We start from the raw sequence: 23779 nt of genomic DNA on the forward strand, positions 1-23779 counted from the left end.
ATTTAGAGACTCATTTTCATCTAAACGACCGAACTATGAGAGGATTTATAGCCTTTTCTGCAATTGCTTCTGCATTTTGTACTTTACCACAAACCACTCAGGCAAAAGACGTAATTCATCCGAATGTTGTACTGATTATTACAGATGATCAGGGATATGGAGACCTTGGAGTAAACGGAAATCCACATGTTATTACGCCGGTTATCGATCATTTTGCCAGTGAAAGTATTCGATTTAATCAATTTTATGTTTCGCCGGTTTGTGCACCAACACGCTCCAGTTTAATGACAGGTAGGTTTTCCCTGAGAACAGGGGTGAGAGATACATACAATGGCGGAGCAACCATGGCATCTGAAGAAGTTACCATTGCTGAGATGCTGAAAGCAGCGGGCTATGCAACCGGTATGTTTGGTAAATGGCATTTGGGGGATAATTATCCTTCTCGCCCCAACGATCAGGGATTTGACGAGTCGTTGAATCACCTGTCGGGAGGAATGGGGCAGGTAGGTGATTTTACAACCTTTTTTAAGAAGGATCGAAGCTATTTTGATCCGGTGCTTTGGCATAATGGAAAACAAGAAGCTTACAATGGTTACTGCTCAGATATTTTTGCAGAAGCAGCTATTTCATTTATTGAAAAGAACAAGGACAACCCATTCTTTTGTTACCTCGCATTTAATGCTCCGCATACTCCTTTACAAGTGCCAGATGAATATTACCAACAGTTTAAAGATATTGATCCATCGTCTGGCTTTACTAATGATAACAGGCCATTCGCAGGGATGAGCGAAAAGGATAAGGAAGATGCACGGAAAGTTTATGCAATGGTGAAAAACATTGACGACAATCTTGAAACCCTTTTTGAAAAGCTTAAAGAACTTAAAATTGATAAGAATACAGTCGTCATCTTTATGACTGACAATGGCCCCCAACAAACCCGATACATTGCCGGTATGAGAGGAAAAAAAGGAGACGTTTACCGAGGTGGGGTAAGGGTGCCTTTTTACCTGAAATACCCTGCTGCATTTTCATCCGATAAAGATATTGAAACAACTGCTGCGCACATTGATATTTTACCCACACTGGCAGACATTTGTCATGCTGACATCCCTGCAGACCGAAAAATTGATGGACACAGCTTACTCCCTTTGATAAAAGGGAATCAAGTTGATTGGGCTGACCGTTCTTTATTTTTTTACTGGACCCGTCGCTATCCTGAATTATACAATAATATTGCCCTTCAAAATGGAAATTATAAGCTGGTAGGAAAGACTGACTATAATGCTCCAATCGAAGATTTTGAGTTGTATGATATACAAAGCGATCCTTACGAACTAAATAATTTGGTGTCCGATAAAGAAACAATAGCCACCCAATTAAAAGAAGAGTTGGATCAATATTATCACGAACTTATCCAATCAAAGAATATCCAAAATCCGCCTTTAGCTATAGTAGGTAGTGAAAATGAGAATCCAATCATTTTGAATCGGAATGATGCTGATGGAGAACGGGGTATTTGGGCTCAGGAAGAGATATATGGCAAATGGAACGTACATGTATTAAAAGGAAAATATAACATTCGCTATAAATTCATCAAACCGGTAGATCCCAACGGCCAACTATATCTGGAGGTAGGGCCAATAGTAAATAAAATGAAAGTTGATGGGGCCGAACCAGTTGATATTATTGAGATGAAAAATGTTGAATTTCCTGAGATGGATTGTGAAATCATTCCATTTTACCAGACGGGTGGAAAGCGTATATTTCCTTTCTGGATGGAGCTTGAAAGAATTGATTAAAGCATGGCTGCAAACCATTTAGAGTTGGAAATGTTTGGTTAGAAAACGTCAAGATTAAAGTATTGCTATGAGAATCGTCTATCTTTTTCTTTTTGCTGTATTGTTTACTTTGGGAACATCTGCATTTGGACAAAACATTGTGAATACGATGCAACTTGATAGCCTTAAAAGCTCTCCAAATGCACAAATAGACCAGGTAAGTTGGATACAGGGGCACTGGCGCGGTAATGCCTTTGGAGGTACGGTGGAAGAAATTTGGTCGCCACCATTAGGCGGTTCTATGATGTTTTCCTTTAAGTTGGTGGCTGATGATATCGTGCAATTTTATGAGTTAGGAGCCATTTCTGAGGAAAACAACACCTTAATATTGCGATTAAGGCATTTTCACGACAATCTTGGAGCGTGGGAAGAGAAAGACCACCCATTGGAATTCAGACTGGTTAAAATCACCGAAAACAAAGCTTATTTCGAAGGTTTCACTTTTGAAAAGGTCAATAACAATGAAATTAACCTGTATGTTCTGATCCACTCTGAAGGAAAAGAAGCCGAAGCCAGATTTAATTACCATCGCTTTCTTCCATAGTTTTAGCTGTTAGTAAACGTTTGACTAAGATTTAATTTCTTAATTGAATAATTAAGAAATTTCTGTTTGTTTGTGTTTTCCAACAAAAAGCTTTCAGCCATCGTATATCTACACACAACTGAGCTTGCCTGGAGAAATAGTTGAGAGCTATTTGATAGTTATTGAAGATGTATCTCTACTAGTTATAAAAACCAAAAATCATCTGTCATGAAACGAATTGCGATTATTTTACTACTAATGTTTTCGTGTTCCATGATAATTCAGGCACAGAAAACCTATTCACAGGAAAATCTGGAAAAACTCTCTCAGGAAGAACTCGATGTTTATTTGAACAAGGCAATGAAACTTCAAAAATCTGGAAAAACGGTCACAATTATTGGCGGCTCCATATTGGGTGCTACTGCATTAACTGCTGTTACTTTTGGTAGCAATATGGATCTGGGAGTAGTAGTTCTTGGTTTTTTCGGAGGGCTGGCAGGAGTTAGCACAATGGCTGTTGGCATCCCCATGAAGTCAACCGGTAAAAAGCGGGTGGAGCGCATAGAAGCAATAAAGGCCAATGCCTTTAATGAATTTAAGCTGGAAATAAAACCAAGCTTGCAGTACAATCCATATAATCAGAAATATACCCCGGGAGTAACCTTGTCTGTTCGTTTCTAAACCAATGAGATAATTATAACGGACAAAAAGAACATTTTTCTGAAATGACTGGTTATAAAACTATAGCTAATTATAAAATGAACATCATGGAAGGAAAAAAAGTAGGAACGATCATGCAGATAGTCAAATTTAAGACCAAATTATCAGAAGAAGAGTTGTTGAAAGTTGCAAAGGAGCGAGAGCCCCAGTTTCAGGCTATAAGCGGAATTGTTCAGAAGTATTATATAAAATTGGGGCCGGGAGAATATGGAGGTGTTTATATTTGGGATTCGGCTGAGTCACTGCAAGAATTCAGACAATCGGAGTTGGCAGCATCCATACCAACGGCTTACCAGGTGATTGGTGCTCCTTCCATCGAGATTGTAGATATTTTGTTTAAGCTGCGAGGCTAACTCGTAACTCTTGGTTGGGAATAGGTACTTTGTTAAGTCTGCCTCCAGATACGTTTTCTAAGTTTGATATTGGTTTAAATTACATTAATCAAAACAGGGAATAGATGAAACCTAAAAAACTTATCATAGGCGTTTTGGCAATGTTCTTTGTATTTCCCTCCTATGCACAGGAATTAAAAACGGAGCTACTTAATTTGAACGGCAACCATGAGAAATTCAGCATTTTACTGACTATCGGTGGTTCATTGTGGGGAACTACTGGGGCTATTGAATCGAATATGGTTTCGTCAGGTTTTGATGACCGAAGTGCTGGTGGCTGGTTTGGAGGCCCGAAAGACCATCCTTTTACGCAAAAATCACCTGTGGTAGATTTAGATGCAACCTACTATTTTAATGAGAGAAAAGGTGCTGGGCTAAACATCGCGATGGCTGAAAATATTGAAACGCACGGATATGAAAATGTTGGTATAGGTAACTATTTGTTTCTTCGAAGTGTCCTATGGTCTTTTTCTCCCTATTATAGCATTCGGTTGCATAATAATCTCAATCATTATGCCATTGGACTCTCGTTGAATATTCATTATGCACATGATTCCAGTGCTGGTGAAAACTCGCCCGACCAAACCAATATGATGCCAGGAGTATATGTCGCTTATTCGTATCGAATGCTTGACAGGAAACGATGGTTCCTGTCGCTAAAAACCAACTTTAGAATCTCTCCACCGTCTGAAATTGGGCCATTTATAGCAGAATACCCTGTAGATGCCCAGAAATCTGTTTTTACGCCTGTAAAGGTAAATACAGCTGTTATTAATATCGGTTTAGGAGTGGGACTGCATTCGCGGCGACAGCCTTAAGCATGATAACCAATTAAACGTGCCCAAATGAAAAAGAAACCAAAGAAATCACGTTTAGCTGAAAACCCGGCATGGGCATTAGCTATTATCGCTATACTTCCGTCATTGTTCTTTTTCCCTTTTATGGTTGATGAGTCTCCAACAGTGAAAAAGTACTCTTTGGCAATTGTTGCCATTTTGCATGATGCCTATATCGCTTTTGCCTGCTTTCTTCCAAATGGAGAAATGAGTTGTTTAAATACATTTCAGGAATTATTACCCAAAAGGGACAACAGTCAATTATTGTTAATGGTGCGGCAGATCATGTTCATGCGTTTATTGGGTTGAAACCATCCATGGCTATTGCCGATTTGGTAAGGGATATTAAAAACAATTCATCTAATTGCATCAATAAGAACAATTGGGTGACTGGAAGATTTTCAGTGCAGGAGGGCTACGGGGCTTTTTCCTATGCTCATTCGCAGATTGATAAGGTGTATCAATATATTTTGAACCAAGAGCAGCATCACAACACGAAATCGTTTAAAGAGGAGTATGTCGGGTTTTTGAGGAAATTCCAGGTGGATTATCATGAGAAATATTTGTTTGATTGGGTTGACAGTTAAATACCAATCCATTCACGGTTAAGGATTAATTAGGATATGATATTGTTAAAGTAGTTGCAACCCTCCAGATTTATCCTTCATTGTACAATTATTGGGAATAAAGTCCCGAAAGGTCTTGTGAATTGCTCATAACTTATAAATTATTTTAGGGCGATTAAACTGATCATAAGTTACAATAGAATATCTATTAAACAAAATTGTGAATAATATATTATTAATATATCAACTAATTAGATACATGAAAAAAGACGAGAGATTGAGCTGAGCTACGAAATACAGTAGTTAACTATATGATAAAATACTAATTTGTCCCCTTTACTTTGATATTGGAAATTACTAATTTTAATAGAAAATGAGGTGCCATGGAATCAAATGATAGTCAAGATTCTCACTTTGGTGACTTTCTACGAATCAATAAAGCGGAGGATATCTACAAACAGATGTTTAAGCTGTCCTTGCTACCAATAATTATTCATGATATGGAAATGAATATTATTGATGTGAATAAGGCAGCTCTCGATGAGTTTGGATACTCCTATGAGGAGATACGAGCTATAAAAGTTTATGATTTACATAGTGAGTCTGAAATAAAGCATTCTGAAGAAGTGTTGAATGTAATGAAACAGGAAAATATAGTAAGTACTGAAACATCTTTTAGGCGTAAAGACGGGAGTGAGTTTTTTGCAGAAGTAACGCCATGCAAATACCTGTTAGAGAATAAGCCTATTATCCATGTTTATATAAAAAACATCACCGAAAGAAAACATAACGAGGAAAAGCTCTTTGACGCTTTGGAAAAAGCGAAAGAAAATGAGAGACTAAAAGCAGCATTTCTTGCTAACATGAGTCATGAAATTAGAACTCCACTAAACTCGGTATTTGGTTTTTCTACACTATTAAATGAGGAAAATATAACAGATAGTGATAAGAAGAGATATGCTTCTATCATTGCTAGCAGCAGCAGTCATCTTCTTTACCTGATAAATGATCTAATAGATATCTCTAAAATTGATGCCGGACAAATTAAAGTTGTTAACACGACTTTTGAGTTACACAGCGTACTGAAATCATTATATAGTATTTATCACTCTTTACTAATTTCAAAAAACAAATACGATATTCACCTGAAGCTTAATTTGCCTGGTGAAGAGAATTATATTATTTCTGACGAAACCAGGTTACGGCAAATACTATTTAACCTGCTGGGTAATGCTCTTAAATTTACGGAAACAGGCTCAATCGAATTTGGATATGCCATTGAAGATGATAATCTCAATTTTTTTGTGAAAGATACGGGAATCGGGATTCCGGAAGATAGTAAAGAAAGTATATTTAATCGCTTTGAACAAGGTCGCAAATCCATTGGGAAAATATACGGAGGAACCGGACTGGGTTTGGCTATTGCTAAATCATGTGTACAGCTATTGGATGGCAAAATATGGTTCGAATCTGAAGTAAATGTAGGAACTTCATTTTTTTTCAAAATTAAGTATAAGCAAGGGGAACCGGTACCGGGAAATAACAAAACAAACACTAATGGTAGGATTGGTTTTAATAATGAATTGATTTTAGTTGCAGAAGACGACGAGTTCAATTACGATTATTTAGATACGCTCTTAAAAGGATTTAATTTGCGTGTTGTCAGAACAATCACGGGAAAAGACACCATAAAAGAAGCCCTGTCCAACGACGATTTGTCTCTCATTTTGATGGATATACAAATGCCTGAAAAGAACGGACTTGAAGCAACCGAAGAAATATTAAAGCATAAACCCAAACTGCCAATAATTGCTCAAACGGCTTATGCATTTCAGGGTGACAGGGAAAAATGTTTACGAGCCGGTTGTGTAGATTATATTTCGAAGCCAATTGAAAGGTCAGAACTCCTAAAGCTAATACGCAAGAATATTTATATTCGATAACACGCACTCAGCTATTAGTAATTTGACTATTCGAACAAAGAAAAAGCTGCAACAGCAGTGACCCTATTGTCATACTGCCCATACCTGCTTAATTTTCTTAAAAAAACGACCATTATCTACCTAATTATTGACATCCTTCATACAAAAAGTTACTATTATTAATTTTCTTTGCATTTAGCACTTAAAAAGTTGATAATACTGTATTAACAGATAAGAAATAAAACGAATCCATTCATTAAAACATAAAGAAATTGAAAAAGTACCTATTTTACCTGCTGCTGTCACTGCTATTCGCATGTGGACAAACCAACACTAAAAAAACTGATTATTGCCAATATGTTGATCCTTTTATAGGGACGGGAGGGCATGGACATACTTATCCGGGGGCTTCGGTGCCTTTTGGAATGGTGAAATTAAGCCCTGATACCCGTTTAACCGGATGGGATGGTTGTGGTGGTTATCATTACTCGGATAGCATTGTATACGGCTTCTCGCATACCCATTTGAGTGGAACTGGGGTGTCCGATTATGGCGATATTCTGTTTATGCCTACTGTTGGTGAAATTTCACTTTCAAATAAGGAGTACAGCTCAAAATTTAGTCATGAAAACGAAACTTCGGAGCCAGGTTACTATTCCGTTTTGTTGGATGATAGCGATGTGAAAGTAGAATTATCAGCAAGTGAAAGGGTAGGAGTCCACCAATATACATTTCCTAAATCAGATGCTGCTAACCTGATCATTGACTTAACTCACCGCGATACGGTATTAAATGCAGAATTGAAGATTGTTAGTGATACCGAAATCGAAGGGTTTAGAAAATCGACGAACTGGGCTTTAAACATGCAATGGTATTTTGTGGCACAGTTCTCAAAACCCTTTAAGAATTATGGGCTTGCAAAAAATAATGTGATTGATAAGGATCTAACGATGGCAGAAGGTCGGAATATAAAAGGCTACCTGCAGTTCGATACCAACACTGATGAAGTTGTGCTCGTGAAAGTGGGTATTTCGGCAGTTAGCATAGAAGGAGCCCGCAAAAACTTACAAGAAGTTGACGGTTTATCCTTTGATGAAATCAGGGCAAATTCGAAACAGGAATGGAATCGGAATTTAGCAAAAATTCATGTCGAAGGAGGAACGTTGGCTCAAAGGCGAAATTTCTACACAGCCTTATATCATTCCATGTTGACACCTGATTTGTATATGGATATTGATGGCCAATATCGCGGAATGGATGATCAGGTTCATACGGCAGATGGCTTCGAAAATTATACCGTTTTCTCCCTGTGGGACACCTACCGAGCTTTGCATCCGTTATTGACGATCATCGATAAAGAACGAACAAATGATATTGTCAATACATTAATCCATAAATACAAAGAGAGTGGCGAATTGCCAATGTGGGAACTGGCTGCAAACGATACCCGATGTATGATTGGCTATCATGCTGTTTCAGTAATTGCAGATGCGTATCAAAAAGGAATTCGTGATTACGATGCTGATGCTGCCTGGGAAGCGATGAATACCAGCGCTAATGTTAGTAAGCGAGGTATTCAATACTATAAAGAATTAGGCTTTGTTCCATCAAATAAAAGTAGTCAGTCGGTTTCTAAAACGTTAGAATATGCTTACGATGATTGGTGTATTGCGCAGTTTGCGAAGCTTACCGGAAGGGAAGAGGCATACAAGCAGTATGCTCAGCGCTCACAGTTCTACGAGAATGTATTCGATGCTTCATCCGGTTTTATGAGGGGTAAAAATGCCAACAGAAGCTGGCGAGAACCGTTTAATCCACAGTCGGTAAATTACGATTTCACGGAAGGAAATTCCTATCAATACATATACGTTCCTCACCATGTGAACCGGTTGATTGAGTTAAGTGGAGGAGATGAGAAATTCACCAACTGGCTCAACGACCTTTTCGAAACTTCTATGGAAGTCGAATTGGAAGATGGAACTGACGTGACGGGTTTAATTGGACAATATGCACATGGTAATGAACCAAGTCATCATATTGCATACATGTATAACTATGTGGGAAAACCATGGAAAACACAGGCCATTATTCGAAAGATAATGGATGATTTGTACCAGGATACCCCTGATGGTTTGTGTGGAAATGAAGATTGCGGACAAATGTCAGCATGGTATGTAATGAGTGCGATGGGCATGTACCCAATGGCACCTGGCGATGGTAAATATATATTTGGCAGCCCTATTTTTGATAAAGTAGTTATTAGCCTTGAATCAGGTGAAACATTTACGATCACAGCAAAAAATCAAGGTACTGAAAACAAGTATATCCAAAGTGCAAAATTGAACGGTAAGGAGTACGATTTATCTTATATACTACATTCGGATATTGAACAGGGCGGCGAGATTGTCTTTGAAATGGGACCGGAACCCAATAAGGTATATGGACAGAAGGAAAGCTCGAGGCCAGTGTCAGTTAAAGAAATGGAGTTTGTTAGCATCCCTTATTTGTATGACAGGACCGATTATTTTATCGATCAGTATACCGTGAACTTGGGATGTGACACGTATGGGGCTGATATTTACTATACAACTGACGGAACCACCCCTGATAATACCAGTACGAAATTCACAAAGCCTTTTGTGATTAATGAAACTACTGAGCTGAAATTTGTTGCTTACAAAGAAGGCGTTGAACCAAGCTTTGTAGCAGAAAAGACCATTAAAAAAGCAAAACCATCAACTGGTAATTTTAAGAAAGGTGTTCAATATGAGTATTTTGAAGGAGTTTATCGGTCAGCGAGAGATTTTGCTCACGAAACACCGGTGAAAACCGGAATAACCGATTCATTTGATTTATCTAAAATTGATAGGGACGAGTGGATTGCTGTTGGTTTCAAATCGTATATAAATATTCCAAAAGACGGGACTTATACCATTTATATGAATGCTAATGATGGGGGACAGCTGATTTTTGACGGGACAGAACTATTTGAAAGTGACGGACGGAAATCATTTGCCTTTGAGCAAAAGGCATCGCTGAATCTGAAAAAAGGGAAGTATCCTCTCGATGTGAACTTCTTCCAGTGTTCGGATGCAATTAAGTTGGAGTTGAGCTGGGAAGGCCCCGGCTTTTCAAAACAACTGATTCCAGCTAAAAATTTGTTTCATTGATAGGCCGATTATTTCATACTATAATATTTAGAAAGCACCTCGAAATTGAGGTGCTTTTTTTTGGTATTGATGCGAGTGCTTTCTTAGAAGCTTAACAAGGCTGCACCTTCTTTTACTCTTTCGTGGATGAATACCGATCCTACAATTTGCACACCTTCCAGCAGGCTATCCTGATCGTAACCGCGAACTTTGGCACATGGTGGGCATACGCCTATTTCGCAACCGTTTTCAACTACAAACTGAATCATGTCTTTCATGGTTGGATCTTCCGGATTTGGGCGGGCGCGTTCTGCCGCTCCTTTGCGTACCCAGTCAATTCCAGAACTTACCAGGAAGATTGATACATCTAAACCATTTTTGATTCCGCCATTGGCGATACTCCATGCTACTGATGAGCGTTCATTGTCAAGACCTTGTGTAATAACTACGACTAATTTTTTCTTAGTTTCCATGATGTTTGTTTTTAAATGATTAATAATTAATTATTTGAGTTTGATAATTTGACTGTTTTATTTTCCGGGTGTGTAAACGTGCAGGCTGATTACCGATATTCCATAAGGATTTCCAACCTGGTGATATCCAATGCGGTCATCGATGTAAGTCATGGCACCGGTTTTATAGCTGCTTGTTGATAAGAGTTTCGGCGAATGGGTTGGTGTGAAGCGAAGTTCTTCCAATTTTCCTTGTAGTATTTTAAAAATACATCCGCCTTTTGGATGTCCGTGAATGGCGCTTACCGTTCCTGGTTTCCAGTGAATAAGTACTACTTTCAATAATTCATGGTCAATTAATACATGTCTGTGCTCCCGGTTCTTAAGGAATCGTTTTACCTGCTGTTGATCCAGAGAATAGATTTGTTCCAATACCGGTACAAACTGTATAGCAGAAAGGGGAGCCGTACAGGCTTTTAGTGTATTATATAGATTAAGACATACTTCCCAAAGATCTGGCACCTGTCCGGTTGCCATTTGAAAAATTGCGTTTGACGTTAGAATTTGTTCCCGGCTAAAGTTGCTTGTAGTTTTAACTTCACTTTGAGAACTGTTCTTTTCATTTTTTGAAAGTCCTTGAAAAGAATGGAAATAATTGATCCCTCTTAGGGTATTTCTTTCATTTGTTGTGTTTGAAATAAAGCTTTTCATAGTTCTCGTTGTTTTTGTACAGTACAAAGTTGAGAACTATCTGAGCGTCATGTTTTGCTGAAAAGTTCGTTGTGTTGACTAATTAGTCCAAACAGCACAAAATGGTCAAAAAGCAAGCGATTTCTTATAGTCTGAGGGTGCTTTACCAATCACTTTTTTAAATACCCGGCTAAAATGTGAGACATCTTCAAAGCCGGTTTCAAAGGCAACCTGTGTTATATTCTGATTGGAATTAGCAAGGATGTTTGCTGCATGTTTCACACGTCTTTTCATAATCCATTTACCAGGTGGCTCATGATATATTTGTTGAAAATCCCGCTTAAAGGTGGAAAGGCTGCGATGACTTAACTCTGCATAATCTTCCAATCTCAGCTTAAAACAATAGTTTTTCTCCATGATCTGTTGTAGAGAAGGCCTGTCCGTTTCAGTCATACTATTAAAATAGGCTGTTAGCAATGGATCACAGTTAATAATGTTGATCAGTAATTCTTTCAGCTTTAAAACAAGAATATGGTCGGGAGGCCTGTTGATGCCCCTGAAATAGGTTAACATGGAGTTGAAATAACCTTCCAGATAATCCGATTTCTGTACCATCTTTGCCGTGAATTCTTCCGGATCTTGTTCGCAGTTCAGCACTACTTTCCCTTTCATTTCTGCCATCACTTCCTTAATAAGTTCATCAGAAAGGAAAAAACCAAGCATGCAATATTCATCATCAAAATACTGGTGAATAACTTCTGCCCCCTTCTTTAAGTATAACGTTTGACCGGGAACAAGTGTCCATTCTCCATTGATGGTTTTATAAGTCTTTTTACCTGAAAGCACATAAACCAGGTAATCATTTCTGGAGAAGATGCCGATTTGCTCAGCATCAATAGGGCAAGTGTATTCAAGGCAAACTGTCTCTTTAAATTCAAAACGGTTAAAACTCAGATTTTCTTTGACGATTTTATAGAAGTTAAGCATAGACGATTGATTTACAGGGTATCCAATTAAAAATAAAACAACTTAAATCGGAAAATGGTTTAACTGATGTCAATTGCTTAGAATGCATGCATTCAGCGAGTTGAAAATGAATAGATCGGTATTCTCAATAGTAGTTTTATCCGTAACGAAAACATTATTTATTGCGTTGTATTGAATAGGTGCAAACTAAATATGAAAACAGAAGATGTACATAATAAACAGGTTGAACAAGCTCAGCTACACTTGTATTATCATAAGCTTTTGGATGAATTTTTTCTCAGACTTGGAAATTGTAAGGAGCAACACGAGGTTAACGATATTCACAAGTTGAGACTGAATCTTAAAAGAATGAGGGCGCTATGGTCATTTGTTGATGATATTAGTAATGGCGAATGGAGTATGGCTGATCTTAATATGCTGGTGAAGAAGCTTTTTTCCGAGGCTGGAAAAGTAAGAGAAGCACAATTGAACCAAAGGCTGATTGAAAAATACAGTGAGATACAGATCCTACCATATTTAAATTACCTTAAGAGCAGACAAATCCTGGCAGATAAAAAGCTGGGAACTCAAATCCGTAATTTCAATATCAGGAAGCTAGAAAAATTGAACGGACATTTATTTGAGTATATCAATCGCTTACCCAAGAGAATGATCCTAGAGGAATCGTCTCATTTTATTCAACAGAAAATTGAAACTATCAACCAAATAAAACAAGAATTGCCAGATAATCATAAACTCCATGAAATTCGGATTCACCTGAAAGCTATCCAGGAGATAGTTGCCATTTTGAATGAACTTGGTGCCGAACATGAAGGGAAAATGAATATAGATCAGGCAGACCTAAAAGCTTTGATTAATAGTATTGGGAGTTGGCATGATTATATTGTGGCGGCTGATTCTTTACACGAATTTAGTCTGAAGACGAGAAACCTGCGCGTTAAAGCACAGATCGAAATTCTGCTCGAAGAGTTTCAAAACAAGCAAATAGAGAAACAAGATAAAATATTACAGATGCTTGTTCATTCTATCCATCTTATCACCAATAATAATTTGAAAAAAACGTAGTGAATACGCCGATGTTTGTTAATTTGCTAATTGTTGGTTTTTAAACTTTGCATTGCAATTGAACTGTCTAATAACGAAATGAATCCGCTAAATGAAACTTTTAAACATGCGGCAATTAAAGGGGAACGCTATACGGCAGCGTTTATGAAAATGGTAGCGTCATAAATACAAAAGCACCTCATTTTAGAGGTGCTTTTGTATTACAATTAGGTAAAGAAGCTGTCTGTTAGAATACAACTTCTTTATCAATCGTCTACTGGTTGGTTTTCCTTTGCTAAAATAAAGGTAGTAGTAGTTTATTCTACTGTAATAGGTAAAATAACCGCATCAATTACGTGCACGATACCGTTTGATGCTGAAACATTTGCTGCTACAATATTTGCCATATTTCCAACTGCTTCGATGGACAAATCAGGGTGTACCATAAAAGTTGCTCCCAACAACGTTTCTATATCTCGTGTTCCATTCTTGGGCACTACGCTATTGGCAGCTCTTCTTCCATCAGTTACATGATATAGTAAAACATCATAGACCAAAGCTGCAGGTAAGTCTGATATCTTTTCAGCTCCTAAAGCATCATATAAAGCAAAAAATGCGTCATTGGTTGGTGCAAATACCGTGTATTGGTCAGTACCGTTCATAAACATGTCGACTAAACCGGTTCCCATTTCTCCGTCAACATATGCCAAAGCACCAACCAACTCACTGAAACCTCCATTAATCGCAACCATTGCAATAGAACTATCGGTTTTCTTAATAGCTTTAGCACTTTTAAGGGAAACATCTTGTGATGCAGGGGCTACAAAATCATCACCTTCTTTTTCACAAGCTACAAATACTACAGATAATAAAATAATTCCTACGAGGGTCAAACTTCTAAAATTTGTCATCCTTTTTTCAAAAAGCTTCTTCATCCTGTTTATTGTTTTAAATTAATAGTTAAACATTTAAACAGAAATATCTCAAATAATGTTTAATTATATGGTCATAAATATTAAACACAAATGATTTCAATGATTGTTTGTGAGGCGAAATAGCTTATTTATCTGACTTTCTTGCCAAATGTTAAAAAATGTTAATGTATTGCAAGCGGAGGCAATTTGTTTGCACTGTTAATTTGAAATTTCAGTAAAAAGCTACTGCATTAACCAATAAACATTTTCGTGTTTATTTATTGTGCATGTAGTTCTCTTTGATAAGGTAGGAGAAGTGATTCTATATTCTTTTGTGGAGTAGGATCATGATTCAATTTCAATAACCACCATATTTTTCATGATACGTTCAAGAAGATCATCAAACTTATCGTGCCATTTGTTTGCGAAAATCAAACATTGAAGCTTTTTGGAACTGTCAGCAATACGATAAACAACCGGATGATAACGATTTGGGAAGATAGTTTCAGCATCGTCAACCACCAATAGCTTAAGATTACTACACGGTATCCCAGTAACACTTAAAAGTTCATCAATTCGTCTGGGGGTTCCAATTAAAATATCCAGGCCTTCATAAATACTATCTTTTTGATATTGAATGTTGCCTTGGTCAAATACCGTAAAGGTTCGGAGATTGGTATCTTTCCCCAGAATTTTAAACTGCTCTTCCAGCTCAAACGCTTTTTCTCTGGTTTCAACCATTACAATAGCTCGTGGCGCTTCTTCAAAAGCTTCTTTCAGTTGTTGAATTACACCAATAACAATTGCTGTTGATTTTCCAGATCCCGCTGGTGCAATGGCAAACAAGTCTGCTCCCGATTTAATTTTAGGAACACAATTCGTTTGAATTTCCTTCGGCTCTTTATCAAATCCTGCATCTACAATTCCAGATACTAGCTCAGAGTGTAATTTCTTTAGTTTCATTTATATTCCGATACTTATATGATTGCAATTTTTTCGCAAAATACTATTTATTTATGGATCTTAACGGACTTTACAAATGAAGTTTGGAAAGTATTTATTCCATAAACTCTCTTGAATGAATTGAAAAGTTTAGGTCTGTAATAATTCTTTTAAAAGAAAACTCAGTTTGTGACTATTGACAAACTGATACTTGCTGCTAAAACCCAACAGCTTATTTTAACATAAAATGGTAAAAATAGACCGTTCATCATTTTAAAACGGGTGTTTAATACAAATACAGGGGTGTTCCTGTATTTGCGTTTCATTTTATTGAATATTTAGTTCAATAGCCTTAACTTTTCCCTGTTATTTGAAAGGGCCACCCTCAATCAATTAAATGAATAAACGCAATGAATTTCAGCCATGAACGATTTGCATGGTCGTAAATCAAATGACCGATCTGCTCACATACCATTGCGGTGGTATGTACACTTAAGGTTTAAGAACCGGGTGAAAAACAGGCCGCCCTCGCCATGGAAAGCTTTCAGGCGGCCCGATGTCAATAAATTTATTTATTAACTTTTTAAATGTAGAAAAAATGTCTAACATTAATGATTAAAATGAAAAATTAGCCACCATTCAGGCGATCCCAAACGAAGAAGTTAAAGTGCTCAGCATTCCTGTTGATGTTGCACTACAGGAAGCCGAAAATCTGCATCACTGGAGTCTGGACGATGCGGAACAGTTACAGGTCGTAGGTATCACTGAGGAAATGATTGCAGAACTGCCTGTACGCGCAGGAGCTTGTCGTGAGGCACAATCCATTTGGAACAAAGATTACCGTTCGCAGCAGGAAGCACAAAAAGAATGGGCTATACAGTCGCCGCAAGCCTATGACTTACGGAACGACCTGTTACAGAGTTTGCGTTTTGCCTATCGGCGCAACGAAGCGCTTTTAAGTCGTGTAAGTGCCATTACCGATGGTAGCGGACATGCCGATATGATCCAGGACTTAAATGATATCGCTGTCTTAGAGAATCCGGCCCCGCTTACTGCTATTGGTTTCGATCTTACTCAGCTCGACCTGGCCGCCACCCGTGCTGATGAGTTGGCCGATTTGCTGGCCGAAGCCAATGGTGACAAGGCTGACTATAACGAATCGAAACTTATTCGTGATAAAGCCTACACTTATTTGAAGGAGTTGGTTGATGAAATTCGTGAGGCCGGGAAATATGTATTCCGCAAAAACAAAAACCGGTTAAAAGGATACTCAAGCCAGTATCGTCGCAAGCACAGACAGTCTGATGTCGAGAATATTAACTAGTAAGTCTTGCACAAAAAGCCAATCTAAAAACACAGTTGCAAATTCTTTTAAAAGTATGGAAAGTCTGGCAGATGTGTTGGAAAGATTGGCTTTTTTGATGGAAAGGATCTGAAAAATGTTGGAAAAACTCAAAAAAAAGCTGCAAATGCCCCTCAAGTTGCTGGAAAAACTCGATTTTTTGCTGGAATGACTAGTGTTTTCGGGGGATAGATTATTTGCCAAAAGCATATTGATAACCTTATTAGAATCATTATTAGCAAATGTTATGTTCTATAACATTGCTGGTTTTTAGATTTTTCGATTAGGTTTTTGTTCTTGATTGTTGTAGTTTGTAAGTACTTCTGAAGATTTATTCTACATCTGGTTAGAACAGTGAACAAGTATGAGCTAAATAAGGGATTAATAAATGGGGATCCAAAAGCTTTTGAGGGAATCTTCAAACTGGCTCATGCGCGTTTATTAAGTTACTGCAAACTCTTTATTCCAGACCCGGCTCAAGCTGATGATCTTGTACAAGAGTGTTTTGTTGGTTTATGGGAAAAACGAAGCAGTATAAAACCCAATCAGTCTATTGAAAGCTTTTTATTTGTTATGCTAAGACACAAATGCCTGAATTATTTGCGCGACAATAAATTTCTTCACGCTGAAACCAACATAAAGAATATAAAGGAAATAGAACTACAGCACTTATTCGAACTGGATTTTACAGGATTAGAGAAAAAATCAATCGAAGAGGAATTAATTGATGCCATAAAAAAAGAAGTTGAGAAACTTCCTAAAAAAAGGAAAGAAGTATTTATTAAATCCAACATCCAGGGATTAAAGAACAAAGAAGTGGCAGAGCAACTAAACATATCCATCAAGACGGTGGAAAAGCATTTAAAGCAGGCAAAGGAACAAATTAGAAAAGAGTTACTCGCCAAATACCCCATGCTAACCGCTTTAATTGTTCTGATTCTAAAATAATTTCTTTTTTTTTAATAAAATAGGTAGGGCAAGATAATTTTCTCGTGTACTCCTCTTGAAAAACCCAAGAGATGAAAACACGAATTTTAAAATACTTATCGGGAAAAGATTCATCAAATGAGTCTGGAGAATTGCTCAAATGGTTAAGAACCGGAGATCACCTGAATGAATTTAAAGAAGTAAAACAGGCATGGGAAGTAGAAAGGCTTCAGAATGATATGCCTGCTGATTCTGAAAAAAGTTGGAATTCAGTACAATTCCAATTGATAAAGCAATCAAATCAAAAACTTCAAACGACAACCCGCTATTTGCAGTTTTATAAATATGCAGCAATAATAGTGGTTGCAGCATTTATAGGTTCACTTGCATATAATATGATGGGACTTTCTTCAGATGTTGAAAACAGGTTCAGCATTGTTAAAGCAGACAATGGGCAGATTGCAAATATTGTTTTACCTGATCAAACAGAAGTCTGGTTGAATTCGGGTTCGTATATAAAATACAATAATGAATTTGCCGCTTCTAACCGCGAAATTGAGCTGGTTGGTGAAGCTTATTTTGATGTTACCAAGAATCCCGATTTGCCATTAGTCGTTACTGGTTCCAAAATTCGCGTAAAGGTATTGGGTACAAAATTCAATGTTTCTGCTTATGAGGACGACAATATATTTAATGTAGCACTTGAAGAAGGAAGCATTGAATTAGGATCGAATGTCCTAAAAAACTTCTCTAAAATGCTTAAGCCTGGGGAAATGGCAACCTTTGACAAACAGGAAAATTCATTGTCAATACGAAAAGTTAATGTAGATCTATTTACCTCATGGAAAGATGGTATGATCAACTTATATAATCTTCCTTTGGAAGAAGTGGTGCTGAAATTATCTAAAAGGTATAATCAGAAATTTGAGATGGACGACGATGTCCGGAAGATACGATATACGTATACGATCAAAAATGAATCCCTTTCAGATGTTCTGAAATTGATGGAGACGATTACTCCTGTCTATGTTGTACAAGAAGGAGATGTAATTCACCTAAAAAGTAAACGAAACTAAGAGAAAAAAGAAACCGGAAAGTGTTGGTCGCACTCCCCGGCAGTCATTTAAATCATCTTGGTCGGATGAATATTTTAAATAACAAATCAAACAAAATTATGAAAAAAAAATTTAGTAACAGGGGGGTGTTGCCTCCTATCTGGAACAAAAAATGTTTTAGGATTATGCGTTTAACGATTCTTTTCATATTTGTAGGGCTTATGCAGGTATCTGCGAGTCTGTACAGTCAGAACACCAAACTAAACCTGACCATGCAAAATTCACGTTTAGAAGATGTGTTACAGGAGATTGAAAGACAAAGTGAATTTCGCTTTGCTTATAGTGCAGAGTATATTGACCTGGACAGGGAAGTTAACGTTGATATTAAGAATGAACGAATTCAAGAGGTATTAAACGATTTGTTTGAAGGAACAAATGTGAGATACAACATACAGGAACGACATATCATGTTGTATACTGAAAGTCAATCAAACAAACCAACCGTGCAGCAAAAAGCAGTAACTGGTCAGGTTGTTGATTCTTCAGGAGCTCCGCTTCCCGGGGTTACAGTCCTTATTAAGGGCACTACCAATGGAACAATTACAAACATCGACGGTAATTTTATATTGCAGGATGTTTCTTCAAATGCGACCTTGGTTTTCTCTTTTATTGGGATGGAAACAACTGAAGTAGAGATTGGAGAACAAACTATTATTAATCTTACCATGATAGAAGAGTCGATCGGTGTTGATGAAGTTGTCGTGGTTGGTTATGGTACCCAATCAAAACGTAAGGTAACGGCAGCGATTAGCAGTGTTGACTCAGAAGAGTTGACAAGATCGTCCTCTACTACGACAGCAGGTGCACTTGCAGGTAAGATGCCGGGGCTTTCGACCAGAGCCAAAGACGCACGTCCGGGACGAGGTATCGACCTTGAAATCCGTAATATGGGAAATCCATTATATGTAGTTGACGGAATCCCTTATGGAGGTGATGCTTCCCGTGACTGGTTGGGAGTGACTCGGGTCTCCGGTAATGATGTGTTTAACTCCTTAAGTTTGGAAGATATTGAAAGTATTTCTATCCTGAAAGATGCTTCAGCAGCCATTTATGGTTTACGTGCATCCAATGGTGTTGTACTGATAACTACCAAAAAAGGTAGAAGTGGTGAAAACGTAACCGTAAATGTGAACGGTTATTATGGGTGGCAAAACCTAACACGTTTCCCTGAATTAGCGAATGCAGGACAATATGTTCGTGGACAGGTTGAAGCGGCGCAGAATGCAGGAATTGACCCAAACACAATCTATTCAAAAGAAGAGTTGGCAAAATGGGAAGCTGGAAACCAGCTTGGTTATAAGAGCTATGACTATTATGACCTTATTATGAGAAAAAATGTTCCTCAATATAACTTGAATGCGAATGTAAATGGGGGATCAAATAAAACAAAATATTACATGTCGCTTTCACGAGTTGGACAAGAAGCCTTGATGAAAGATTTTGACTACAACCGGACCAATTTTCAGGTCAATCTATCAAGTAATATTTTCAAAGGCCTAACGCTTGGTACGCAAACCTCAATAAAACTGGAAAATACACAAGATGTTGGTTTGCAGGGTGGAGACGGATATTTCTCCTCAATTCTGGCTATTATGGCAAATCGTCCTACAGTAGGGCCTTATGCTCATGATAATCCGGAGTATGTTAATAACACGCCAAACAGACCGGATTTGAACCCTGGCCTATTTAGCCGTGATGTTGTTGGTTATAAAGACACACAAATTAAGACCGTAAATGTTAACCTATTTGCTGAATATAAATTTGAATTCGGCTTATCTGCTAAGTATACATATTCACAAAACTATACCAATGTTTTCTTCGACGGATTCCAATATACATATGATCTGTTCAGTTATGATGAAGCAAATGATGCGTATAAAAGGACCGGAGGACAAAGTGCAAGATGGAGGTTCCAAAATAAAATTGAATCGATGTCGCACTATCACCAGTTTCAATTAAACTACTCAACGACATTGGGCGAAGACCACACCATTTCTGCTGTTTTAGGTTATGAAAGAAGTGATTGGGACCGGAATTTAACATGGCTTGCAGCAGCACCAACCAATGACTATATTCCATTGAATAGTTTACCAATTCTTACCGGTTATGGCGATGAATGGACCTACCAATCAAGAGCCGGTTACCTGGGTAGGATCAACTATTCATACAAGGATAAATACTTACTTGAAGTACTAGGTCGCTATGATGCATCTTACTTGTATGCTCCCGGACATCGTTGGGGATTTTTCCCTGGAGTTTCTGCCGGATGGCGTATTTCGGAAGAGGGATTCTTCAGTAAGTTGAAAAGCACAGTTAGTGATTTAAAATTGAGAGTTTCTGTTGGTCAGACCGGACAGGAAGCAGGAGTAGGGGTGTTCGGATATCTTCCTGGTTATAGCTTTGGCCGGTTTGATAATACCGCAGTGGTTCCTGGATCAGTTCTTGATGGGCAATACGTAACCGGTATGCAGCCACAAGGTCTTCCGGTAACCAACCTTTCATGGGAGAAACACACCATGTACGATGCTGGTGTAGATGTGTCATTTTTAGAGAGTAAGCTGTCATTAACTGCAGATGTCTTCAGAAAAGTAATTTCAGGAATTCCTGCAGGACGCTACGATGTTCTTGTGCCAAGTGAAGTTGGTTATAGCTTGCCAAACGAAAACCTGAACAAGAATGAGTATCGTGGTGCGGAAGGAATGGTCACATATAAAAGCCACGTTGGTGAATTGAAATATAATTTAAGCGCCAATGTAACTTACTCGCGATTCCGAAATGTTGAAACATACAAGCCTCGTTTTGGTAATGCATACAACGAATGGCGCTACTCAAGCGAAGATCGTTGGGGAGGCATCTGGTGGGGATATCAGGCAGTTGGACGTTTCCAGTCGGAAGTAGAAATTAGAAATTATGCCATTGACAATGATGGACAGAACAACAGAACACAACTTCCGGGTGATATCATTTACAAAGATGTAAACAACGATGGTGTTATAAACTGGCTGGACGAAGGTCCTATTGGTTATCCTGACGGTTGGGCTCCAATGCTAAGTTTTGGGGGAAACATTGGGTTACAGTGGAAAGATTTTGACCTTAACCTGGACTTCTCAGGAGCAGGGATGCAATCCTGGTACCAAAGTTATGAATTGAGGAATCCTTTCCATGCAGGCGGAAACTCACCAGCCTATATACTTACAGACAGGTGGCATCAAGCTGATCCTTATGATCCGGATAGCGAATGGATTTCTGGTTATTATCCGGCGATACGGAACAATACAAGTGTGAATAATGGCCGAAACTCAGATTTTTGGTTGCATAAAGTTCGGTTTTTAAGACTCCGAAATGCAGAATTCGGCTATAATCTGCCCAAAGTACTTTTTGGAAAGACTGGTATATCTAAGGCCCGCGTTTATGTCAGCGGATCTAATTTATTTTCCATCGATAATGTTCATCAATTTGGGATAGACCCGGAAATTCAGGCGAATGCCGCTGTGGTTTATCCACAACAACGAACAATATTGGTGGGTTTCAATTTAACATTTTAAAAGGCAGAAATGATGAAAACTAAGATATTCACCAAAATAAATTTGTTGCTGGCTTTAGTGGCCATTATAACATTCGTGAGTTGTAACGACGATGCCTGGCTGGAAAGGCAGCCAAAAAACCGCATCAACGATGAACAATTGTGGGACGATCCGGGATTGATATTAAGCCTGCTGTCCAATTACTACGACAGAGTACCTGGTGACGTTTTTAATACCCAGGCAGATTGTCAAATTGACGATGCTATGTGGTCGGGACATAATGACGCCAATTGGTTGAACGACTTTCAGTTTGGGGATGATTATGGACGGTATTGGGACTATGGCTTTATTCGGGATATTAATTTAGCTATTGAAAACCTTGAACAGTATTCCACGCTTTCCGAACTTGAAATCAATCAGTACAATGCAGAGCTTCGGTTTATTCGTGCATTGGTATATTTCAATATGGTCAAGCGAATGGGAGGAGTTCCAATTGTAACCCAACAGTTAATATACGATGGAAGTGGCGACGTTTCGTCTTTGCAGGTTCCTCGCGCCACAGAGGAAGAAGTTTACGACTTTATCTATAATGAAATTCAGGATATTAAAGATAATTTTCTTGAGACAGAGGATAGCAAAACACGCGGGAACAAGTACATCGCGTTGGCGTTACAAAGTAGGGCCATGCTTTATGCAGGCTCCCTTGCCAAGTACAATAATTCAATGAGCTCACCAATCACCCTGCCAGGTGGCGAAGTTGGCATTTCGGCTAGTAGGGCAAATGAATATTATCAGAAATCACTTGATGCATCAAAAGAAATTATTGAAAGTGGAAAATATAGTCTTGATGATGATTTCTACGATGTGTTTATGGATAAATCTTCACCTGAAGTAATTTTCGCTAAAGATTATTCCAGGGATGCAGAAAAGCTGAATTATTTCACCTACGACAACGTTGTAAGAAGTCTTCGTACTGATATTGAAGGATCATCCATGGTTTCACCATCTTTGGGCTTGGTTGAAAGCTTTGATTATCTGAATGGAAACGAAGGAACACTGGCAGATAAAGATGCAAGCGGCAACTATAAAGTATACTCCAGTATTGATGGCATTTTTGCCAATAAAGATAAGCGTCTTTATGCTACTGTAGTTTACCCTGGCAGTCAATTCCGTTCTCAAAATGTAGACATCCAGGCTGGTATTGCTGTTTGGAATGGCTCTGATTATGATTTAAGCACCGGAGGATTGGGTAGTACGCAAGACGATGGAGATAAGCTAACCGGCTTGGACGGTCCACAAAATGATGCTCAGTTTGTTAGTAACACTGGCTTCTATCTGCGTAAGTTTGTATCTGAAGACCCAGATGCTGGTATTCGTCCAACGCTGGGCGAAAACTGGTGGACCTGGTTCCGCTTAGGGGAAATCTATTTAAATGCTGCTGAAGCAGCTTTCGAACTGGGTGACGCAAACGCTGTCAGCTACATCAACAAGGTGAGACAAGTACATGGAGGATTCTCTGCAAACAGCCTGAGCTCTCTCTCAAACGATATCATTCGAAAAGAACGCCGTGTTGAATTGGCGTTTGAAGATCAGCGCTACTTCGATATGAAACGTTGGAGAATAGCGGATCAGGTGTGGGATGGAGATCAAGCCAATCCAAATGCGATGGTTGAAGGTTTGTACCCTTACCGTATTTCAAGTAACGACGGCAATAATGGCAAATACATCTTTGTTAGAACTGCACCAATTAGGTTTAGACAAGCCCGGTTTTTTAGGATGGGCAATTATTATTCTTCGATTGATCAAGGTGTATTGAATAATAACCCAAAACTTGTTAAGAACCCATTCCATTAGGATGAATTGGGGTAATGACTTGCCAATTATCGAGTTGACTTT

20 protein-coding genes are annotated in these 23779 nt (G+C 38.3%); 15 read left to right on the forward strand and 5 right to left on the reverse strand.

Annotation, left to right across the window (positions count from 1 at the left end; genetic code table 11):
- Positions 1 to 35 precede the first annotated feature (35 nt).
- The 9 genes from ACUNWD_RS02075 (at position 36) to ACUNWD_RS02115 (ending at position 9967) form a co-directional block, all read left to right on the forward strand.
- Positions 36 to 1799, forward strand: a complete 1764-nt coding sequence (locus ACUNWD_RS02075) for an arylsulfatase (RefSeq protein ID WP_445586099.1) — start codon at positions 36 to 38, stop codon at positions 1797 to 1799.
- A gap of 67 nt (positions 1800 to 1866) precedes the next feature.
- Entirely contained in the window at positions 1867 to 2382 is a 516-nt protein-coding gene (locus ACUNWD_RS02080) for a DUF6265 family protein (RefSeq protein ID WP_445586100.1), read from the forward strand.
- Between the two features lie 207 nt (positions 2383 to 2589).
- Positions 2590 to 3042 carry a hypothetical protein gene (locus ACUNWD_RS02085; RefSeq protein WP_445586101.1) on the forward strand — a complete coding sequence of 151 codons (453 nt, stop codon included), beginning with the start codon at positions 2590 to 2592 and terminating at the stop codon, positions 3040 to 3042.
- 86 nt (positions 3043 to 3128) lie between these two features.
- Entirely contained in the window at positions 3129 to 3434 is a 306-nt protein-coding gene (locus ACUNWD_RS02090; protein WP_445586102.1) for a hypothetical protein, read from the forward strand.
- Between the two features lie 104 nt (positions 3435 to 3538).
- The gene (locus ACUNWD_RS02095; RefSeq protein WP_445586103.1) at positions 3539 to 4291 is read left to right on the forward strand and encodes a hypothetical protein; all 753 of its coding nucleotides are present in this window, start codon (positions 3539 to 3541) and stop codon (positions 4289 to 4291) included.
- Positions 4292 to 4318: 27 nt separating this feature from the next.
- Positions 4319 to 4618 (forward strand): hypothetical protein, encoded by a 300-nt coding sequence (locus tag ACUNWD_RS02100; RefSeq protein WP_445586104.1) that lies wholly within the window; start codon positions 4319 to 4321, stop codon positions 4616 to 4618.
- The gene (locus ACUNWD_RS02105) at positions 4522 to 4896 is read left to right on the forward strand and encodes an IS200/IS605 family transposase (protein ID WP_445586105.1); all 375 of its coding nucleotides are present in this window, start codon (positions 4522 to 4524) and stop codon (positions 4894 to 4896) included. The genes ACUNWD_RS02100 and ACUNWD_RS02105 overlap by 97 nt, the downstream gene beginning before the upstream one ends.
- Before the next feature lie 362 nt (positions 4897 to 5258).
- Positions 5259 to 6818, forward strand: coding sequence for an ATP-binding protein (locus ACUNWD_RS02110; protein ID WP_445586106.1), 1560 nt, complete (start codon positions 5259 to 5261; stop codon positions 6816 to 6818).
- A gap of 251 nt (positions 6819 to 7069) precedes the next feature.
- On the forward strand, positions 7070 to 9967 hold the full coding sequence (locus ACUNWD_RS02115; protein WP_445586107.1) for a GH92 family glycosyl hydrolase: 2898 nt from the start codon (positions 7070 to 7072) through the stop codon (positions 9965 to 9967).
- An 83-nt stretch (positions 9968 to 10050) separates the two neighbouring features.
- On the opposite strand, the gene ACUNWD_RS02120 is transcribed toward ACUNWD_RS02115, so the two are convergent.
- The 3 genes from ACUNWD_RS02120 to ACUNWD_RS02130 form a co-directional block, all read right to left on the reverse strand.
- On the reverse strand, positions 10051 to 10419 hold the full coding sequence (locus ACUNWD_RS02120) for a DsrE family protein (RefSeq protein WP_445586108.1): 369 nt from the start codon (positions 10417 to 10419) through the stop codon (positions 10051 to 10053).
- Between the two features lie 57 nt (positions 10420 to 10476).
- A complete protein-coding gene (locus ACUNWD_RS02125) occupies positions 10477 to 11109 on the reverse strand; it encodes a cysteine dioxygenase (protein WP_445586109.1) in 633 nt (210 codons plus the stop codon).
- Between the two features lie 105 nt (positions 11110 to 11214).
- Positions 11215 to 12075 (reverse strand): helix-turn-helix domain-containing protein, encoded by an 861-nt coding sequence (locus tag ACUNWD_RS02130; protein ID WP_445586110.1) that lies wholly within the window; start codon positions 12073 to 12075, stop codon positions 11215 to 11217.
- Positions 12076 to 12267: 192 nt separating this feature from the next.
- Here ACUNWD_RS02130 and ACUNWD_RS02135 point away from each other — a divergent pair, with 192 nt between their 5' ends.
- The gene (locus ACUNWD_RS02135) at positions 12268 to 13140 is read left to right on the forward strand and encodes a CHAD domain-containing protein (protein WP_445586111.1); all 873 of its coding nucleotides are present in this window, start codon (positions 12268 to 12270) and stop codon (positions 13138 to 13140) included.
- A gap of 296 nt (positions 13141 to 13436) precedes the next feature.
- Here ACUNWD_RS02135 and ACUNWD_RS02140 read toward each other — a convergent pair whose 3' ends face one another.
- Both ACUNWD_RS02140 and ACUNWD_RS02145 read right to left on the reverse strand, forming a co-directional pair.
- Positions 13437 to 14054, reverse strand: coding sequence for a fasciclin domain-containing protein (locus ACUNWD_RS02140; RefSeq protein ID WP_445586112.1), 618 nt, complete (start codon positions 14052 to 14054; stop codon positions 13437 to 13439).
- 324 nt (positions 14055 to 14378) lie between these two features.
- Positions 14379 to 14996 carry a DEAD/DEAH box helicase gene (locus tag ACUNWD_RS02145; protein ID WP_445586113.1) on the reverse strand — a complete coding sequence of 206 codons (618 nt, stop codon included), beginning with the start codon at positions 14994 to 14996 and terminating at the stop codon, positions 14379 to 14381.
- 646 nt (positions 14997 to 15642) lie between these two features.
- On the opposite strand from ACUNWD_RS02145, the gene ACUNWD_RS02150 reads away from it, so the two are divergent.
- From ACUNWD_RS02150 to ACUNWD_RS02170, 5 genes are all read left to right on the forward strand, one after another.
- Complete coding sequence (locus ACUNWD_RS02150; RefSeq protein ID WP_445586114.1) at positions 15643 to 16299, forward strand: hypothetical protein; 657 nt, start codon at positions 15643 to 15645, stop codon at positions 16297 to 16299.
- A gap of 372 nt (positions 16300 to 16671) precedes the next feature.
- On the forward strand, positions 16672 to 17265 hold the full coding sequence (locus ACUNWD_RS02155) for an RNA polymerase sigma-70 factor (RefSeq protein WP_445586115.1): 594 nt from the start codon (positions 16672 to 16674) through the stop codon (positions 17263 to 17265).
- Positions 17266 to 17336: 71 nt separating this feature from the next.
- Positions 17337 to 18320 carry a FecR family protein gene (locus ACUNWD_RS02160; RefSeq protein WP_445586116.1) on the forward strand — a complete coding sequence of 328 codons (984 nt, stop codon included), beginning with the start codon at positions 17337 to 17339 and terminating at the stop codon, positions 18318 to 18320.
- Positions 18321 to 18418: 98 nt separating this feature from the next.
- On the forward strand, positions 18419 to 21904 hold the full coding sequence (locus ACUNWD_RS02165) for a TonB-dependent receptor (protein ID WP_445586117.1): 3486 nt from the start codon (positions 18419 to 18421) through the stop codon (positions 21902 to 21904).
- A 12-nt stretch (positions 21905 to 21916) separates the two neighbouring features.
- Complete coding sequence (locus ACUNWD_RS02170; RefSeq protein ID WP_445586118.1) at positions 21917 to 23737, forward strand: RagB/SusD family nutrient uptake outer membrane protein; 1821 nt, start codon at positions 21917 to 21919, stop codon at positions 23735 to 23737.
- Positions 23738 to 23779: the final 42 nt, after the last annotated feature.

The sequence above is a fragment of the Sunxiuqinia sp. A32 genome, from assembly GCF_052690465.1.

What these genes read in the sequence shown, in the direction of transcription:
- ACUNWD_RS02140 (WP_445586112.1), bottom strand. Translation starts at nt 14,054, where the DNA reads ATGAAGAAGCTTTTTGAAAAAAGGATGACAAATTTTAGAAGTTTGACC.
- ACUNWD_RS02095 (WP_445586103.1), top strand. Translation starts at nt 3,539, where the DNA reads ATGAAACCTAAAAAACTTATCATAGGCGTTTTGGCAATGTTCTTTGTA.
- ACUNWD_RS02160 (WP_445586116.1), top strand. Translation starts at nt 17,337, where the DNA reads ATGAAAACACGAATTTTAAAATACTTATCGGGAAAAGATTCATCAAAT.
- ACUNWD_RS02100 (WP_445586104.1), top strand. Translation starts at nt 4,319, where the DNA reads ATGAAAAAGAAACCAAAGAAATCACGTTTAGCTGAAAACCCGGCATGG.
- ACUNWD_RS02135 (WP_445586111.1), top strand. Translation starts at nt 12,268, where the DNA reads ATGAAAACAGAAGATGTACATAATAAACAGGTTGAACAAGCTCAGCTA.
- ACUNWD_RS02080 (WP_445586100.1), top strand. Translation starts at nt 1,867, where the DNA reads ATGAGAATCGTCTATCTTTTTCTTTTTGCTGTATTGTTTACTTTGGGA.
- ACUNWD_RS02125 (WP_445586109.1), bottom strand. Translation starts at nt 11,109, where the DNA reads ATGAAAAGCTTTATTTCAAACACAACAAATGAAAGAAATACCCTAAGA.
- ACUNWD_RS02075 (WP_445586099.1), top strand. Translation starts at nt 36, where the DNA reads ATGAGAGGATTTATAGCCTTTTCTGCAATTGCTTCTGCATTTTGTACT.
- ACUNWD_RS02165 (WP_445586117.1), top strand. Translation starts at nt 18,419, where the DNA reads ATGAAAAAAAAATTTAGTAACAGGGGGGTGTTGCCTCCTATCTGGAAC.
- ACUNWD_RS02145 (WP_445586113.1), bottom strand. Translation starts at nt 14,996, where the DNA reads ATGAAACTAAAGAAATTACACTCTGAGCTAGTATCTGGAATTGTAGAT.
- ACUNWD_RS02110 (WP_445586106.1), top strand. Translation starts at nt 5,259, where the DNA reads ATGGAATCAAATGATAGTCAAGATTCTCACTTTGGTGACTTTCTACGA.
- ACUNWD_RS02130 (WP_445586110.1), bottom strand. Translation starts at nt 12,075, where the DNA reads ATGCTTAACTTCTATAAAATCGTCAAAGAAAATCTGAGTTTTAACCGT.
- ACUNWD_RS02120 (WP_445586108.1), bottom strand. Translation starts at nt 10,419, where the DNA reads ATGGAAACTAAGAAAAAATTAGTCGTAGTTATTACACAAGGTCTTGAC.
- ACUNWD_RS02085 (WP_445586101.1), top strand. Translation starts at nt 2,590, where the DNA reads ATGAAACGAATTGCGATTATTTTACTACTAATGTTTTCGTGTTCCATG.
- ACUNWD_RS02090 (WP_445586102.1), top strand. Translation starts at nt 3,129, where the DNA reads ATGGAAGGAAAAAAAGTAGGAACGATCATGCAGATAGTCAAATTTAAG.
- ACUNWD_RS02170 (WP_445586118.1), top strand. Translation starts at nt 21,917, where the DNA reads ATGAAAACTAAGATATTCACCAAAATAAATTTGTTGCTGGCTTTAGTG.